General features: G+C 50.3%; 14 protein-coding genes and 3 pseudogenes. 6 read left to right on the top strand and 11 right to left on the bottom strand.

Annotated elements, in window-relative coordinates; all coding sequences use genetic code 11:
- Positions 1-3: 3 nt before the first annotated feature.
- Positions 4-195 (bottom strand): YnbE family lipoprotein, encoded by a 192-nt coding sequence (locus tag AC2FAP_RS05060; RefSeq protein WP_014169918.1) that lies wholly within the window; start codon positions 193-195, stop codon positions 4-6.
- Complete coding sequence (locus AC2FAP_RS05055; protein ID WP_449541619.1) at positions 192-2831, bottom strand: YdbH family protein; 2640 nt, start codon at positions 2829-2831, stop codon at positions 192-194. The genes AC2FAP_RS05060 and AC2FAP_RS05055 overlap by 4 nt, the downstream gene beginning before the upstream one ends.
- A gap of 210 nt (positions 2832-3041) precedes the next feature.
- Here AC2FAP_RS05055 and AC2FAP_RS05050 point away from each other — a divergent pair, with 210 nt between their 5' ends.
- A complete protein-coding gene (locus tag AC2FAP_RS05050; protein ID WP_014169916.1) occupies positions 3042-4031 on the top strand; it encodes a 2-hydroxyacid dehydrogenase in 990 nt (329 codons plus the stop codon).
- Between the two features lie 38 nt (positions 4032-4069).
- Here AC2FAP_RS05050 and AC2FAP_RS05045 read toward each other — a convergent pair whose 3' ends face one another.
- A complete protein-coding gene (locus AC2FAP_RS05045; RefSeq protein ID WP_449541618.1) occupies positions 4070-5266 on the bottom strand; it encodes an MFS transporter in 1197 nt (398 codons plus the stop codon).
- Between the two features lie 218 nt (positions 5267-5484).
- Between AC2FAP_RS05045 and AC2FAP_RS05040 the strand changes: the two genes are divergently transcribed.
- From AC2FAP_RS05040 to iraP, 3 genes are all read left to right on the top strand, one after another.
- Complete coding sequence (locus tag AC2FAP_RS05040) at positions 5485-6093, top strand: TetR/AcrR family transcriptional regulator (protein ID WP_074146999.1); 609 nt, start codon at positions 5485-5487, stop codon at positions 6091-6093.
- 51 nt (positions 6094-6144) lie between these two features.
- A complete protein-coding gene (locus AC2FAP_RS05035; RefSeq protein WP_449541617.1) occupies positions 6145-7050 on the top strand; it encodes an alpha/beta fold hydrolase in 906 nt (301 codons plus the stop codon).
- 135 nt (positions 7051-7185) lie between these two features.
- On the top strand, positions 7186-7521 hold the full coding sequence (gene iraP / locus AC2FAP_RS05030; RefSeq protein ID WP_014169912.1) for an anti-adapter protein IraP: 336 nt from the start codon (positions 7186-7188) through the stop codon (positions 7519-7521).
- Positions 7522-7609: 88 nt separating this feature from the next.
- Here iraP and asd read toward each other — a convergent pair whose 3' ends face one another.
- The 3 genes and pseudogenes from asd to AC2FAP_RS05015 form a co-directional block, all read right to left on the bottom strand.
- Positions 7610-8728 carry an aspartate-semialdehyde dehydrogenase gene (asd, locus tag AC2FAP_RS05025; protein ID WP_449541616.1) on the bottom strand — a complete coding sequence of 373 codons (1119 nt, stop codon included), beginning with the start codon at positions 8726-8728 and terminating at the stop codon, positions 7610-7612.
- 233 nt (positions 8729-8961) lie between these two features.
- Positions 8962-9156 (bottom strand): annotated as a pseudogene (locus AC2FAP_RS05020) (M3 family metallopeptidase); the annotation flags it as partial.
- 37 nt (positions 9157-9193) lie between these two features.
- Positions 9194-9646, bottom strand: coding sequence for a cyclophilin-like fold protein (locus AC2FAP_RS05015; RefSeq protein ID WP_449541615.1), 453 nt, complete (start codon positions 9644-9646; stop codon positions 9194-9196).
- A gap of 225 nt (positions 9647-9871) precedes the next feature.
- On the opposite strand from AC2FAP_RS05015, the pseudogene AC2FAP_RS05010 reads away from it, so the two are divergent.
- Positions 9872-9995: pseudogene (locus AC2FAP_RS05010) on the top strand (LysR family transcriptional regulator); the annotation flags it as partial.
- Between the two features lie 223 nt (positions 9996-10218).
- On the top strand, positions 10219-10965 hold the full coding sequence (locus AC2FAP_RS05005; RefSeq protein WP_449541614.1) for an SDR family oxidoreductase: 747 nt from the start codon (positions 10219-10221) through the stop codon (positions 10963-10965).
- Positions 10966-11128: 163 nt separating this feature from the next.
- Here the strand turns inward: AC2FAP_RS05005 and AC2FAP_RS05000 are convergent, their stop codons facing one another.
- The 5 genes and pseudogenes from AC2FAP_RS05000 to dcp form a co-directional block, all read right to left on the bottom strand.
- The gene (locus tag AC2FAP_RS05000) at positions 11129-11731 is read right to left on the bottom strand and encodes a tyrosine-type recombinase/integrase (RefSeq protein ID WP_438369169.1); all 603 of its coding nucleotides are present in this window, start codon (positions 11729-11731) and stop codon (positions 11129-11131) included.
- Between the two features lie 155 nt (positions 11732-11886).
- Positions 11887-12393, bottom strand: coding sequence for an HNH endonuclease (locus tag AC2FAP_RS04995; RefSeq protein WP_449541613.1), 507 nt, complete (start codon positions 12391-12393; stop codon positions 11887-11889).
- A 251-nt stretch (positions 12394-12644) separates the two neighbouring features.
- The gene (locus AC2FAP_RS04990; RefSeq protein WP_449541612.1) at positions 12645-13970 is read right to left on the bottom strand and encodes a hypothetical protein; all 1326 of its coding nucleotides are present in this window, start codon (positions 13968-13970) and stop codon (positions 12645-12647) included.
- A gap of 399 nt (positions 13971-14369) precedes the next feature.
- A pseudogene (locus tag AC2FAP_RS04985) lies at positions 14370-14659 on the bottom strand (DUF4113 domain-containing protein); the annotation flags it as partial.
- Between the two features lie 85 nt (positions 14660-14744).
- A complete protein-coding gene (gene dcp / locus AC2FAP_RS04980; RefSeq protein ID WP_485452845.1) occupies positions 14745-16778 on the bottom strand; it encodes a peptidyl-dipeptidase Dcp in 2034 nt (677 codons plus the stop codon).
- Positions 16779-16828 lie beyond the last annotated feature (50 nt).

Below are 16828 nucleotides of genomic sequence, written 5' to 3'. Positions count from 1 at the left end.
TCCTCAGAACAGATCGCTGCGTGATTTCAGCAGGGTTTCAACGTCTTTATCGACCTTAATGTGGATCTCATGTTCGATTTTGACATTCATATTGATGGTAATCGGCTCCTTCGGCGCGGCGACTTCAATGCGCGGCGTACAGCCGGTCAGTAGCGCGGCAACGGCAACGGTGAGCACACCAGCCATCTTTTTCATTGTTGTTCCTCACTTTCCTTGCCAGTCGAACTGCGGATACCAGGTATTGCCGCGTGTTGCTCAAACCAGGTTTGCAGGTTGTCTCCAAAACGCAGGCTACGCCAGAGGGTAAAGACATTCTCTTCATGGGTATAGTTCAGATTAACGTAGCTGCTTTTACCCTCTACCCGGCTGGTTCCCTTAAGGGTCGCCTGCATGGTTAATTCACCCAGATTATCTAAATTGATTCTTGTCCACGAGCGAGAAATTTCCATATAGCGCAGCCAGTTAATTGCGGCGCCCGCCACCATATTATCTTTTACGATGGCGTCCGCCGTGTCTTTATCGATACGCAGCGTCATCGGGCCGGGGTTGGTCAGCCAGCCATCTTTGATGATCCATTTTTCATTGTCCAGCCAGAACGGCAGCGCCCCGCTCACCGGGCCAGACATCGCAAACTGCTTCGGATTAACAGCGCTGATCAGCTCGCTGGAGGAGATATTGTCTACCCGCAACAGCGCCGGATCGTGTTGCGGCATCCTCAACTGCTGCATGGTGATTTTTCCGCCGAGGGTTTCCACCTTCACATTGGTGAGCAAAAGCGGGTTCGCCTCACTCCAGGGGTAGTCACCCTGCAGGTCCGCCGTGATATTCCGCGCGGTCACCAGGTTTACCACCTCGCCAATCCGCAAAGTTACCGGGCCGCGCGTTCCCAGCGACCAGGTGCCCTCACTAAACCGGAACGGCAGGACAAAGTCGACGCCGTTGATCTGGTTGTCTGGCATCCAGGCGCTACCGGCTTTCAGCACGCCGTGACCGCCCGCCTCAAAGCCCTGACCCGAGGCGGCCGAGAAGGCCACCTGCACATACAGTTCGCCGTCACGCAGCGTCATTTTCCAGTCTGGCGGGATCAACGGCTGGAACACGGTGAGCGATTGTTTCGGCCACCAGGCCTGCCCGCGAAGGCGTTCCCCGTCCCAGCGTCCGTTCACCTGTACCGGTCCGATAGCATCGGCATGCAGATCGCCCTTGAACTGGAACAGTGTCGGGTCTGTTCCGTCTACGCTGAAGGTCAGCACCGACGGCGGCAATACGCTGCCGCCGCTGAAACGGGTTTGCCCGGCATTCAGCGACAGCGCTCCGCTGAACGTCGGCTTGTCAGGATCGCGATACCAGCGCACCGGGTTATCCAGCACCAGTCGGGGTTTACTGACCTCCATGGCACCGTACTTGAGCTGGTCGAAACCGGTTGAAAGCGCGGTCAGCTCAATAAGTTTGTCGCGCCATTCGCCTTTTCCGGCAACATCCCAGCGCGCATTCATTGGGGTGAAGCCCCCTTTGCCCCAGTAGCGCCACTGCCACAGGCCGTTGTCGGGTAAAAAGTCACTGGCCTGGCCATCCAGATGCAGTTCAAAATCACCCATCTCGTTCTCGTGCGCCCGCAAAATGGCCTGCAGGCGTCCATCGACCCCCTTTTGGGTCAGCTTAACGCCCGCCAGCGGCCAGCGAATTTCATCAATATCCAGTGAATCGATAATGCGACCACGTGAGCGCAGCAGCGCGCCCGGCTCAAAGGAGAGCTGCGGTTCATACAGGCTTCCGGTCAGTTTTGCCGGCAGTCTGGCATAGAGCACCAGGTCGTTATGTTTCGCCTCGCCGCTCAGATGAAGCGGCATGTCGCTTTGTTCCATACTGAGCCTGCCCGGTCCGATATTCAGCACCGCGTTGCCCTTCCCCGCATCCCCTTGAGTGAGCACATTCAGACGCCCGGTCAGGGTCGCTTTCTCAAGCCCCGCCTGCCAGTTATCGACACGAAGGCCAACGCGCCCGCTCAGCGGCATGCCGGAAAGGTTCCAGTTCCAGCGTCCGTCACTGATATTCAGCTGTTCCGCGGTTATTTGCCACGGCAGATCGAGCAGCGGATCGGGGTTATCCCGCGCCATGACCACCAGTTGCCCCTGATTGGCTTCCCAGTCGAGATCGGCATCGACCAGCGAGGTTAACTGTGGCACGTTAAAGGTCGCAACAGCATGGCCTTTAACCGGCACGCCGTCCGGCACCAGCGGCAGGGTGAATTGTCCCACCAGTTTTATCGGCTGTGGCTGGTCGGGAAGTTGTACATCGAACTGGGTGACAGAGAGGGTCTGACCGCGGAGCATCCCTTTAATGCTAACCTGCTCACCGTTGTAGGCAATCTCCTGACGGGCGGGCGTCAGCGACGCCTGAAGTTCTCCCTGCCACTGCTGCCAGGGCGAGAGCGTCAGACGATGGACAGTAAGCCAGGTATTCGGTAACACCGCCTGCCACTGCGCCAGCGTTTTGGGCGCGACCGTGGACGGTGCGGACTGGGGAATTTTATTGAGGCAAACGGAGTTCAGTTCGAGCGCGCCGACATCCAGTTTCCAGCGGCTGGGGTGCGACAGGGTCGCGTTATCGACTCGGGCAATTTCGCAGTCATCCACAAGATAGCGAAGATCGGGGATAATCAGGGCATGACGCGTGAGTCTGGGACTTTGTTCAAAGGCGATGCGCGTCCCGACAGGAAGCCAGATCCCGGCAAGGGTTGGTACCCACTGGGCAAGGGTCATCAGCAGCGTCAGCGGCACCAGAATGAACAGCAGTAAGAGCGCGATTGCGGCTTTGTATGTACCCCTCATGGGCAGTTAATATCCTGATTTAGCGAAAGAATTAAGCCGACAGTGCCGATCATTGTCGCATGTTTAGCCAGTCAGTTGAAGAGAATGCCAAATTTAAGGATAGATGCTCTAAAATAATTGATAGAACTTATTGAATTCAATAATATTTCAGAAATTGTAAGATAATTTTAATCATGCTAACGTGAATGCAAAATCACTGGAGAAAGTCTTATGAAACTCGCGGTATATAGCACAAAGCAGTACGACAAAAAGTATCTGCAACATGTTAACGAGGCTTACGGGTTTGAGCTTGAATTTTTCGACTTTCTGCTGTCCGAAAAAACCGCCAAAACGGCGCACGGCTGTGAAGGCGTTTGCATTTTTGTGAATGATGATGGCAGCCGTCCGGTGCTGGAAGAGTTGAAAAAACAGGGCGTGAAATATATCGCCCTGCGCTGCGCTGGCTTCAACAACGTGGATCTTGATGCCGCAAAAGAGCTGGGGCTGAAGGTGGTCCGCGTCCCGGCATATTCTCCGGAAGCGGTCGCGGAACATGCCATCGGTATGATGATGTCGCTGAACCGTCGTATTCACCGTGCTTATCAGCGTACCCGTGACGCCAACTTCTCTCTGGAAGGACTGACCGGCTTTACCATGTATGGTAAAACCGCGGGCGTTATCGGTACCGGTAAGATTGGCGTCGCCGCCCTGCGCATTCTGAAAGGGTTTGGTATGCGTCTGCTGGCGTTTGATCCGTACCCAAGCGCTGCCGCGCTGGATCTGGGCGTGGAATATGTCGACCTGCCGACGCTGTTTTCACAGTCTGACGTTATCTCCCTGCACTGCCCGCTGACGCCGGAAAACTACCACCTGCTCAACCAGGCGGCGTTTGACCAGATGAAAGATGGCGTGATGATCATCAACACCAGCCGCGGCGGGTTGATTGATTCCCAGGCCGCTATTGAAGCGCTGAAGACCCAGAAGATTGGCGCGCTGGGGATGGACGTGTATGAGAATGAGCGCGATCTGTTCTTCGAAGACAAATCTAATGACGTGATCCAGGACGACGTATTCCGCCGTCTGTCTGCCTGCCATAACGTCCTGTTCACCGGACACCAGGCGTTTCTGACTGCCGAAGCGCTGATCAGCATTTCAGAAACCACGCTGGGGAACTTGCAGCAGCTTGAAAAGGGTGAAGAGTGCCCTAACGCTATCGTGTAAACCTATGTGCCGGGTGCGGCTCTGCCCTGCCCGGCCAGCTACGCCCGGTCTGGTGTCCAGCTCCGGTGAGCAAAGCACCACCAGAGCACGACAGCCAGCAGCGCAATGGCGCTGAGCACACTAAAGGCCGTCGCAAAAGAGTAATGACCGGCAATTGTGCCGGTTAACGCCGGGCTCATTGCTGCCCCGACACCCTGCATCAGCATTACCACGCTCTGCCCGGCATTCACGTGCCCACTCCCGCGCAACAGCACCACGATAAACGACGGCACGACAACGCCCAGGATCCCCGCGGCCAGACCATCAAGAATTTGTACCGGGATCATCATCAACGGGGCGTCTGTGGAGGCTGCCAGTGCCGCCCGAACGGGCATGATCAGCAGGGCCAGCATGATGAAACGCCAGTAACCGTAGCGCTCAATTCGGCCTGCCACCCCAATGGCGACGGGGATCATCACCGCCTGAGAAATGATGACGGTGGCCGCCGCAAATAATCCGGGATTGATTGTTGCCGGTGCCGCAGCAACCCTCATGCTCAGCATCGGCAGCAGTGCGGCATTGGCCAGATGGAACAGCAGCAGCGTCAGCCCGGTTATCAACAGCGCCCGGTTTTTAATCAGCACCGCGACGCCGGGGACCGGTTGACGGTCTGAAGAGGTCAGCCCCCGCGCCGCATCGTTGTCGATATCTGTATGACGAATGGCAAGCAGCGCGCACAACGTCAGAAGCGTCGTACAGGTCATCAGCAGGAAAATGCCCCCGACGCCCCAGAACCAGGCAATGCCGCCCGCAATCACCGCCGTCAGGAAATTGCCGGCGTGGTTGAACGCCTCGTTCTTCCCCATCTGCGCGCTAAACCCGCTCGGGCCCGTCAGACCCAGCGTAATACCCGCAATCAGTGGCCCCACAAACGCCGCGCAGATACCGGTGATAATTTGCGAGACGGCGACGACGCCGCTCTGCTGACTAAACCAGAGCAGCAGCGTACTCAGCGTAATGGCGATACAAAGCAGTGCCAGAACCGAACGCTTATTGCGGGAGGTATCCGTAATAAATCCCGCCGGCAGCGTTGCCAATAATCCCGCCAGCCCCCCGGCGGTCATCAGGATGCCGATATCATCCGGGGTCCAGTGACGTTCCGTCAGGAAGATGCCGAAAAAGGGCCCGAGGCCATCGCGAACATCAGCAATGAAAAAACTTGTCAGGCACAACGCCCGCAGTGAACGAAGAGACATACTTCCTGCCTTTTGCATATTGGCTGGCTCTGTTAGCGACGGCCTTTACGTTCGACGCCCTGTTAAAATCACGATGCAGTATACCGGAGCGTGTTGAAGCTAAAATGACCTCTCCACTCTTCTGCCGCGGCAAACTCTTTTTTAGAACTTCACGCTTTCCAGATACGCCCATTTATGGGAGTATTTAGGAAGCGATTGTTTCCTAAATGATGAGCACAATGTCTGAGAAGCTACAGAACGCACGCGAGCGCGGACGTCCGCGGCAGTTTGATCTCGATGCGGCCCTGGATCTGGCGATGCCGGTATTCAGAGAAAAGGGTTACCACAGCGCGTCGATTAGTGACCTGAGCGACGCGATGCAGCTCACTGCGGGCAGTATTTATAAAGCCTTTCACGATAAACGTGGCCTTTTCCTGCAGGTATTCGCACGTTATACCTCCCTGCGTAATCAATCGTTGCGCGAGCGTCTGGCGCGACAACCTGATGGCCGGGCCAAAATAGCCGAGCTGCTGAACTTTTATCTTGAATCGGCCAGCGCTGTCGAAGGGCGCCGCGGCTGCCTGGTGGTCGGCAGCACCCTTGAACTCAGCCAGTTTGACGGCGAAATTGCCGGGCTGGTGCAGAGCGCGCTTGCGCGAAATCAGCACGCGATCCTCCAGCTGATCGAACAGGGTATGCAGGACGGTTCAGTTAATTCACGTCACGACGCACAAGCGTTGAGCGGCGTTCTGCTGTGCCTGGTCCTGGGCATGCGTGTGGCGGGCAAAGCCGGAGAATTACCGGCACGCGAACGGCTGGTAGAGACGGTGATGGCGCTACTCGCCTAAAAAATTTATCCATAAAGGAAATGATCATTTCCTAAATAGCTGGAGGTAGTCATGTCTGAGAATTCAATCCCCCTTCCGTGGTCGCAGCCTGTCGCGGGCTTGCCCGGTTTTGCGCACTATTACTCAACGGTCGATGGGGTTCGTCTGCACTATGTCAGAGGCGGACAGACGCAAGGTGAAACAATCGTGCTGCTTGCAGGCTTCCCGCAAAGCGGGTTTGCCTGGCATAAGGTGATGGCTCTTTTAGCCGATCGTTACGATATCATCGCACTCGACCTCCCGGGCCAGGGCGACTCCGATAAGCCACAGTCTGGCTACGATACCCTTACGCTTGCCAGTTCGGTTTTTGGGCTGGTGCAGGCACTCGGGATCACAAGACATTACCTGGCCGCCCACGATGTAGGTGCATGGGTTGCCTGGCCGTATGCCCTTCGTTATGAACAGCAGGTAATCAAGCTGGCTCTGCTTGATGCCGGTATCCCGGGTATTACTTTGCCGGACGCCCTGCCCGCGACGCCAGAAAAAGCCTGGAAAACCTGGCACTTCGCGTTTCATCTTCTCCCCGACCTGCCGGAAGCCTTAATTAGCGGGCGTGAAGAGATTTACCTCGAATGGTTCCTGCGGCGAAAAACCGCCAGTCCGATGGCCTTTAGCGATGCGGATATCGCCCGGTATGTCCGCCTGATGCAGCAAAACGGCGCGCTGCGTGCCGGGCTGGCACCTTACAGAGAAGCGGCGGTCTCCGCTGTTCAGAACCGGACGCTGGCTGAAACGCAAGAACTTCGGGTGCCGCTGCTGGCTGTCAGTGCCGATCAGGGTTCGATTGCCGATATGGCTGCCCCGCTTCGCCAGTTTGCAGAGACGGTGAGTGGCATTACGCTTGCTCATTGCGGTCATTTCATTCCCGATGAACAACCTCAGGCACTGAGTGAGGCCCTGGCAGACTTCTTCCGTTAACAGGAAGCGCACGGTGTTGATCACTGCTGGCACCGTGCCCTGCTTCATCAACAAAGACAATTGCTGTCACCATAAAATAAACCTCGCTCAAAATTTATTAAGGAGTTAATCTCGCAAAGAAAATAAGGGGGCATTATGAAAAACTTGATACTCAGTGTTATCGCAAAAATTTCCAAAATGGACGCTGAAGCTAAAGAGCTGGCGGCCAAAGTAGAAGCACAGTCTTTGTTGATAGGCGCGTTGTTACTGACCATTGGTAAAAATGGCGGTATGAACGAAATGCTCGAGAATGTCAGAAAAGCGATCAACGCGGCACTTGAAGCAGCGGATACGCCGCTCAAATCCGACGCTGAAATGTTACTGAACGAATTCAATAACCTGATTTTATTAACCCAGCTACTCGAAACTAATGACTCAGAGATAAGTATCGAATCGTTAAAGGAAGCCCCAGGCGAAACGGCCTCAGATTGAAACCCATTCCTTAAGGCTGGAGTTAAGTCTCCAGCTTCTCGTTAAACCCACGCCTTACGCGCAGCGCGCCACGGCCGTGTGAGCGTGATTAGACTTTGCCAGACAGAATATTCAACATCCTTCGCAAGGGTTCCGCAGCGCCCCACAACAGCTGATCGCCGACCGTCAGAACCGAGTAAATAGGGTCATTGTTAAGCGACATTTTCTTGTAACGGCCAATACCCACCTGCAGCGAACCGCTAATGTTAGCGGGAGTCAATTTACTGACACTGTCATCCTTATTATTGGGCACATAGTTAACCCATGGATGGGAATGCGTCACAAGCTCTGCAAATTCTTCTTCGCTGACTTCACGCTTGAGCTTCAGGGTTATTGCAGCACTATGGCAACGGATCACACCGACCCGAATACACAAGCCATTTACTGCAATCGTACCCGGAGAGAGACCAAGAATTTTGTTCGTTTCTGCCTCACCCTTCCATTCTTCTCTGCTATTACCATCCCCTAAATCGCTGTCAATCCATGGAATAATACTGCCCATTAAAGGCGCGCCGAAATTCTGGATGGGCATGTTAGCACTGTTAATTAATTCACTCACTTTATTGACTAAAGGAAGCACTGAACCTGAGGATTCCAGTTCATCAGCAGATAAATGTTTACTGATATAAGCGCTTTGAGCAATTAACTCCCGGACATATTTAGCACCCGCTCCGGATGCAGACTGATAGGTCATCACACTCATCCATTCTATCAGGTCAGCTTTAATTAACCCTGACAGTCCCATAAGACTCAGCGTAATGGAACAGTTGCCCCCAACAAAAAGTTTAATTCCCTCTTTGATGGCACGATCGATATTTGTGCGGTTGACCGGGTCGAGAATAATGCAGGCTTTTTCATCCATCCGTAGCGCTGAGGCCGCATCAATCCAGTAGCCTTGCCAGCCATGGCTAATCAACGCCGGATAAATTGCTTTGGTATAATCCCCGCCCTGACAGGTTATGATGATATCCATTTCGGCCAGGGCGCTAATAGAATTAGCATCTTTGAGTGTGTGGTTGACGCCACCAATGACGGGACCAGCGGCACCTGCACTGGAAGTACTGTAAAAATGCGCGGAAATATTGTCGAAGTCGTTCTCTTCGACCATTCTTTGTAACAAAACAGAGCCCACCATTCCTCGCCAACCAACAATACCAACCTGCTTCATTTGCTTAACCTTAATGACGTTATGAGAATGTTAATTTTCAAACCATGTTATATCTCATCCCACATTAATGGTCATTACGAATTGCATCACATTCGGCCATTATTAAAATGTTTCATACGGCATCAGAAATTTTTATACCTTTTACACGGCATAAATAATTAAAGTTATGGGTAAGACATAATCAAACAAAAACCGGGCATCACGCCCGGTTTGGTTTCTGACCTGAATAAGCGCTACGCACTCAATCCACGATTCTCCAGCATCGGTTCAATCCTCGGATCGTGCCCACGCCACTGGCGGTAAAGTTCAGCTCAATCACTACTGCTCCCGCGCGACAAAATCGCCTCGCGGAATGTCTGCCCGTTCTCGCGGGTTAAGCCGCCCTGCTCAACAAACCACTGATAGCCATCGTCTGCGAGCATTTGCGTCTATAGGTAATCCAGATTCAGTGTTTGATAATACAGATCAACCTTTTTTATCTGTGGTAAACCTTGCTATTACTTCTTTTTCATCTGCAATTTTACCAAGATTTTCTGGCGCTATTATTCTGCCAACGGGTGTGTATCCGTAGTTTGTCTGAAAGGTCTCATAAAAAAGTACCAGGGTACGATGGCCATATAACATGAGATCGCCCTGATTAATGGTTCCAGGTTTGACCTGGCGGGTCGGTAAGGGACGGGGCAGATCAGCAAATTTCTCGTTCCCGTTAAGTTCCTCCATCGCTAGAGTCAGGGGAAGCTGTTCAATAAATGCCTGTGCGGCTGGATTATTCTTAAGTTCAATGTAAAAAGTTTGCTGATTGATAGTCATTTTAATGGTCACGGCTTCTTCCTTGCCTGGCTGCAAAGAATTACTGGCACGAACCGGGAATAAAAAGCTCGCGATGATAATAAATAACAGGAATAATATTTTTTTCATCCAGATTCTCTCCCGTAAATGTGCTGCACCTTTCAGGTGCAGCATCAATGATTATTTTAGATAACCTTTTAAAAAGAAGTCAATTTATCAAATGGGTTCAGATCCGTATGCTTATCTCCTGACTCCTCTTTTACTGGAAATTCTACACGAAAGAAGTATGCTGACTAGCTAATGAATGCTTAATGGGCTTATAAGCTATAGTTATGTTTTGCGAGTATTTCACTGATGAAACGTAATCTGAATGACCTCCTTTATTTCATTACCGTCACCCGCGAAGGGAGTTTAACCCGTGCGGAGGCTAAACCAGGGGGCGCAACCGGCTCTCAGCCAGGCAATATCGGCGTGGGAATAACGGCTGCAGCTCCTCCTGCTCATACGAACTACCCGTAAGGTATCTCCAATTAATGAGCTGTACTCATAATCAATATAAATTTATACGCATTATCGAATTAATGCTCTACTGCTAAGATTATCCCTGTTCAGGAATGTGTCACTGAAGTCTGAAGAGATTGAACCTGATCTCAGTCTGATAGTGGTGACAACAGCCCATCTCCTATTCAAGAAGAGTAAAAATGACAGATAACATCATAGCCAAAGTAATTGTAATCACGGGCGCATCAAGCGGTATGGGTGAAGCGGCTGCACGTTATCTTGCTGAAAAAGGAGCAAAGGTTGTGATGGCTGCGCGGAGAATAGATCGCATAGAGGCCATTGCGAGTGAGATCCAAAAGCAGAATAAAGAAGCCATCGCCGTAGCAACCGATGTGACGAAACTTGATGACGTAAACAACCTCATTGAGACTGCGGTCAACAAATTCGATCGTGTAGATGTTCTTATCGATAATGCCGGCCTGATGCCACTTTCCCGCCTTGAACAGGGAAATGTCGATGAATGGAATCAAATGATTGATGTCAATCTGCGCGGGGTTCTACACGGGATTGCTGCGGTGTTGCCTTATATGAAATCACAAAAAACAGGTCATATCATTAACACCGCATCTGTTGCTGCACACCTTGTCTTCCAGAGTTCTGCTGTCTATTCGGCGACAAAATTTGCTGTTCGTGCATTAACCGATGGTTTGCGCCAGGAAATGGCGGCACATAACATTCGCGTCACGTTAGTCTCCCCCGGTGCTGTTAAAACAGAACTGCTGGAGCATATAACGGATAAAGATGTTAAGGCTGCAAACCAGGATTACGTTGAAAATATTGGCGTGCCAGCAGAAACCTTTGCACGCATGGTAGCCTTCGCAATTAATGAACCAGAAGATGTTGGTGTAAGTGAAATTATTTTCAGACCAACGGCTCAGGAATTGTAATTAGTTTAGTGGCGGCAACTGGAGAAAAACTATCAGGATTTAGGCTTTCAGAAAAGGCATACCCCTATGCCTTTTCCTAAGCCTAAAAAAACGATTTTTCCTGCTCCTAACAGCGAGAAATGTCCGCTTCTGGCACAGGCCTGCTGTTGCAGCCCTGACAACCTTAGACTTCAATCGATTCAGAGATCTCTAACGCATCATCTACTTCAATGCCCAGATTGCGGACTATGCTTTCCAGTTTCTTATGGCCCAACAGAAGTTGGATCACCCGAAGATTCTTGGTTTTCTTGTAGATCAGGTAAGGTTTTGTTCTTCTCATGGAATGTGTGCTGTAAAGCGAATCTTCGAGACCACGCTTTTCTACCCACCCATGAAAGATTCGGTTGTATTGTCGGGTTGATATGTGCTGATTAGTTCCGACCCGAGACCGGAACAAGAAGTCTTTACTGTGCAACTTGCCAAGCTTTATCAATGCAGCAACAGCTTCTCTTATTCCTTTGGTTATCTCAAATTGCACAGGACTACCGGTTTTCTGTTGCAACACCGTTGCTATGCTTGAAACCAAGCTACCATATGCCACATCAGATACTTTGAGTTTGACCAGATCACAGCCTCGAAGCTTACTGTCCAAGGCCATATTGAACAGAGCTAAATCGCGCGTTTTACCTTCCGGCTCAAGCCGGATTCGGATCCCCCAGATATGAGATATCTGAAGTGGTCTTTTTTGGCCGATGATACGGTCTTTGTTCCACGGTGACGTGTTCATACTCAAATCTCCTGCAATGTGGGAGATTTGAGTATGGTTGTCCCTTATGAGCGAGGAGTGGACATTTCCTTAAAAGAAAATTTAAATCTAAGGTAAAATAAAATTTAACATTAAATTGACTGGTTAACCTGGATAACTACAAGTAATTTAATTCCTCAAATAGTCTGAATAAATATTTTTTTCAAAGCTTCCCTGATAATATACACCTTGGTTGCATCAGAATATCTACCACCATGTGTTCCTGCTTTTTTGAACAACTCACTGAAAGTTTCTTTGATAAGAATTTCATTAACTGTCATTTGAGTTTCTTTATGATATTTATCCATTTCCTGTTGGATTAGTCTTAACATCTTTTCCATTTCAGTAGGTTGCTCATTCATCCATTCAATAAGCGCAGATTCATTAGCAATATCTGGGCTTTCTCTATGGCATTTACTGCATAGCAGAATATAATTTGAAACATCATTACTTCCGCCTAGTGAGTGAGGGATAATATGCGCCCTCTCCAATTTTGAGGATTCGCGGCCACAACATACACATATATTAAAATCACACGCATTATCATAGCGCGTATCATCCAAACCTCTTTGAATTCCATTGTCAATCCAGTACTGCCAGATCATTTTTTTACTTGGTGCATTTTGTCTAGGAACTACTGCCATATTACTGCTCCTCAAGAATTCAAACAGTTGATGAGAGATAAGCTGATCTGCGCCGTATAGATTAACACACTACGCTGTTAGTAACGTCCACTTCTGACACAGAGCGGAGGCTAACTGAATCGTAGGTCTGCTTTGAGCGAGGAGCGGATCCGAAAATACATTATTAATATTGCCAAGCATTAATTAACGGGGGCAGGTTAATCAACCTCGCCAAACGGTGTTGATTAAAAATGGTCAGACAATCGCCTGACCTATTGAATGTATGTGCGTGTTATTTTGCTGAAGTCTTTAATTAAATCTTGGTAATAATCGATTTCATCAAGATTCAACTGACGCCCTTCAATGGATGTATACCAGAGGCGGTTTAATTTGTAAATATCAGAAATATAATTTGATTTATGATGCCATTCCTGAATTCTTTCAGGGGAACAAATTGGCATTAAATAAGAGAATAATTTTAGCGGCATAATGTTTGGCATTACACGATATGCCATTCTTCCCAGCTTATAAGCTTTGGCAATATCAGTAATTGTGAGTAGATCTGTTTTTTCAAAACACATTGAAACCAAATCTTCATGTACCTTGAATGGGGCGTCTTCCTTAAGCTCCGGGAAAATATGACCTATAGGATGAATATTTTTTTGATGCATGATAAAAAGAGTACTTATTGCAGACCTGACTTCCACCTTTTCTAAACTTCTAAATTCAGGGCGATGGGCAACAAATTGGTCCCAGCACATGGATACATTTTCTGAAATCTTGAGTTTATTATGTACTATACGCTCCCCATTTTTAACTGAAGTAAAAGCAGACAGAATGAGATGACGACTTTTTTGAAAGGATGTTAATTTGTTGAAATCTGAGCCAGCGAATTTTTCTGACCAGTTACTTTCATTTTGGCTAATCCCTTGTTCTATGCTTGTGCTTAATGATTCAGAGATGCGTTCAAGATTCGACCAGTAGAGTCTGGGCCAGTCTGACCAGTTTATGATACCACTGGTATCTGGCAACGGCTTAATATCAATACCTACTGTACCCGCATGATGAGCAGGTGGAGCTGTTGCCAATCCTGAAAGTGCAATGTAGAGCATCATGTTTTCATTAACCCATTCAAATCGCTGCCAGTGCGTTGAATTGAGTTTGCGGGTGTCAGTGGGGAATCCACGACTATGAATCCAGTCTATTTCATCTTGTTTCAGACCACCGGATTGTTTCGCCCAACTGGCATGTACTATCGCATTACGTATGTATTTTATCGCCAAATAATCATCAAATACATCTTTATTAACATTGATGCCTTTCGAGATAAAAGACGAACATAAGCCGTTAATGCGAACGGTATTGGTTACTTTCGGCTTAAAATAAACGCTTAGTATTTCAAGGTTATCACGGTCAAGCCATCTTTCCAGCATTGACTCAATGCTGCCAATCATTACAATTGCATATAGCCTGCTCAGGGACGCATTGCAATAATTAGGCATTTCTGAACGAAGAGGGTGTGTCAGAAGCGCCTCTCTTGCTTCTCTTAAATAAATAATATCGTCTGAATATGTGTCAGTAAATTCTTCGATTTCCATAAAATCCGCTTTTTCCTTTAAAAATGTAAGTTAGTATTATCAACTTTAGGATTGATTGTCCATCGATAAAATATGTGGTATGAGCAATATTTACTCATGATCCTGAATCCAAATATATACTAGTCATAATCAGGAACAACCGGCCCCATGTTGGCTGCGTATCCTGGCAACCGGCAGGCTTTTCAGCAAACTCGGATGAGGTCATCCATTCCTGTTCAGGATGGGGACGTCTCTGGGTATAGTGTATGCGCTAGGCCTCGATTTTGTACCGCGCATACTCTAGGGACTTGAACCAGTTAATTTCCAACCCAAATATGTTTAATTGCGTTTTTCCGCTACGCAACATTATTTCTAGCAATGTCCGCTTTTGGCACATAACGGCCCTAGAAATTGGGAAAATCACCGGACCCTTAGCAAATTTGAATATCTAGTCGTATATCTCGGCGACAGCATTTCACGTTTCATCTGCCAATACTGCTGTATGCCCTGTCCTGCAAAATAAAGCGTGCCTTTCCCTCTTTAGCATTCAGGTGTTCGAGCACCTCAATCAACTTTTCGCTGCCAGCATACGGTGTGTTCTCATCGAAAAGGTTGAGCTGGGCCACCCCCTGGCTGAAGAAGTCACCCAACATTATTCCGGCTTTCTGGTAACGATGGCCATCCTTCCAGATTTTATCCAGGCACTTTATGTGGCGTTAATGATTTGGGGAAGACAAAATCGGTCAAAAAAAACCGAGCATCGCGCCCGGTTCAGTTCCCACACTAAAAAAAACCTTAAGCACTCAATCCACGATTCTCCAGCATCGGTTCAATCTTCGGATCGTGGCCACGCCAGTTCCGGTAAAGTTCAGCTAAATCAGTGCTGTTCCCGCGCGACAAAATCGCTTCACGGAATTTCTGTCCGTTTTCACGCGTCAACCCGCCCTGCTCAACAAACCACTGGTAGCCATCGTCTGCCAGCATTTGCGTCCACAGGTAGGCATAGTATCCCGCCGCGTAGCCGCCGCCGAAGATATGGGCGAAGTAGCTGCTGCGATAGCGCGGTGGAACGGCGGGCAGATCCAGCCCCTCTTTGTGCAGTGCTGCCGCTTCAAAGGTGTCAACATCGTCCACGGGTTCGCTGATGCCGTGCCAGTTCATATCCAGCAGCGCAGCGCTAAGCAGCTCGGTCATGTCATAACCTTTATTAAACTGCGTCGCGTTAAGCATTTTATCGCGCAGCGCCTCCGGCATCGGCTCTCCGGTCTGATAGTGGCGGGCATAGTGGGCAAACACCTGCGGATGGCTCGCCCAGTGCTCGTTGATTTGCGATGGGAACTCGACAAAATCACGCGGCGTATTGGTGCCGGAGAGGGAGGCGTAGCGCTGGCTGGCAAACAGACCGTGCAGCGTATGACCAAACTCGTGGAACAGGGTGACCACATCGTCCCAGGAGATCAGCGCCGTCTGACCGTTAGCCGGTTTTTGATAGTTGCAGACATTGTAGATAACCGGGCGCGAGGCAAACTCATACGATTGCTCGACGAAATTCCCCATCCACGCCCCACCGGCTTTCGATTCGCGGGCAAAGAAATCACCGTAGAACAGCGCCATCCCTTCGCCGGTGTGGTCGAAAATCTCCCACACGCGGACATCAGGATGGTAAACCGGAATATCGAAACGCTCGACAAAGCGGAGGCCAAACAGCTGGCTTGCAGCCCAGAATACGCCGTCCTGCAACACGGTGTTGAGCGCAAAGTACGGCTTAATTTGCGACTCGTCGAGGGCATATTTCGCCTGGCGCACACGCTCGGCATAAAAGGCCCAGTCCCACGCCTGCACGGTGAACCCGCCCTGCTCGTCATCAATCACTTTTTGGATATCGGCTTGCTCAAGCGTTGCTCGGGTGCGTGCGGCGGGCACAATTCCGCGCATAAAAGCCAACGCGGCGGCAGGGGTTTTCGCCATTTGATCGGCGATACTCCAGCTTGCGTAGTTCTCAAATCCCAACAATTTTGCCTGACGCGCACGCAACGCGGTGAGACGCAGGATCAGTGCCCGGGTATCGTTTTCATCCCCTTTCTGGGTACGCGTCCAGCCCGCGTTAAACAAATTTTCGCGCGTCTGACGGTCACGCAGCGCGGAAAGTGCGGGTTGTTGAGTGGTATTCAGCAGCGGAATCAACCAGCGATCGTTCAGCCCTTTCTCCGCGGCGGCATGGGCAGCCGTCGCAATCTCGTCAGGATTGAGTCCATCAAGCTGATGAGCATAATCCACGACCAGCCCACCGGCTTTGGTGGCGGCCAGCAGACGCTGATTAAACTGGCTGGTGAGGGTAGCCGCCTCGGTATTCAGCGCTTTCAGCTCCGCTTTTTCTGCATCATTCAGCCGCGCACCGGCCAGCACAAAGTGCTGGTACGTCTCTTCTGCCAGCCGACGGGATTCGGCGTCCAGCGCAGCACAATCCTGCCAGACGCTCTCCACGCGAGAGAACAGCGTGTCGTTAAGCCAGATATCGTTCGCCAGGGCAGCAAGCTCGGTAGAGATCTGCTCCTCAAGCGCCTGTAAGTCATCATTGGTGTGCGCAGAGGTCATGGCGACGAAAACGCTGCTGACACGCGAGAGCATGGCACCACTTTTTTCGAGCGCCAGCACGGTATTGTTGAAATCGGGGGCGGCCGTTTGCGCGACAATCGCGTCAATTTCGGCTCGCTTCTGGCGTATCGCTTCATCGAATGCCGGGCGGTAGTGGCCGTCGTTGATTTCGTCGAATCGGGGTGCCTGATAAGGCAACAGGCTGCTTTCAAAAAAGGGATTAGTGGCCGACATCTTTCACTCCTGAGTACGGTTATCTTCCCAGAGTAGGCCAGGCCGCCACT

This window comes from Enterobacter cloacae complex sp. 394I7, assembly GCF_057320345.1.
This window is presented reverse-complemented; position numbering and strand designations above follow the sequence as displayed.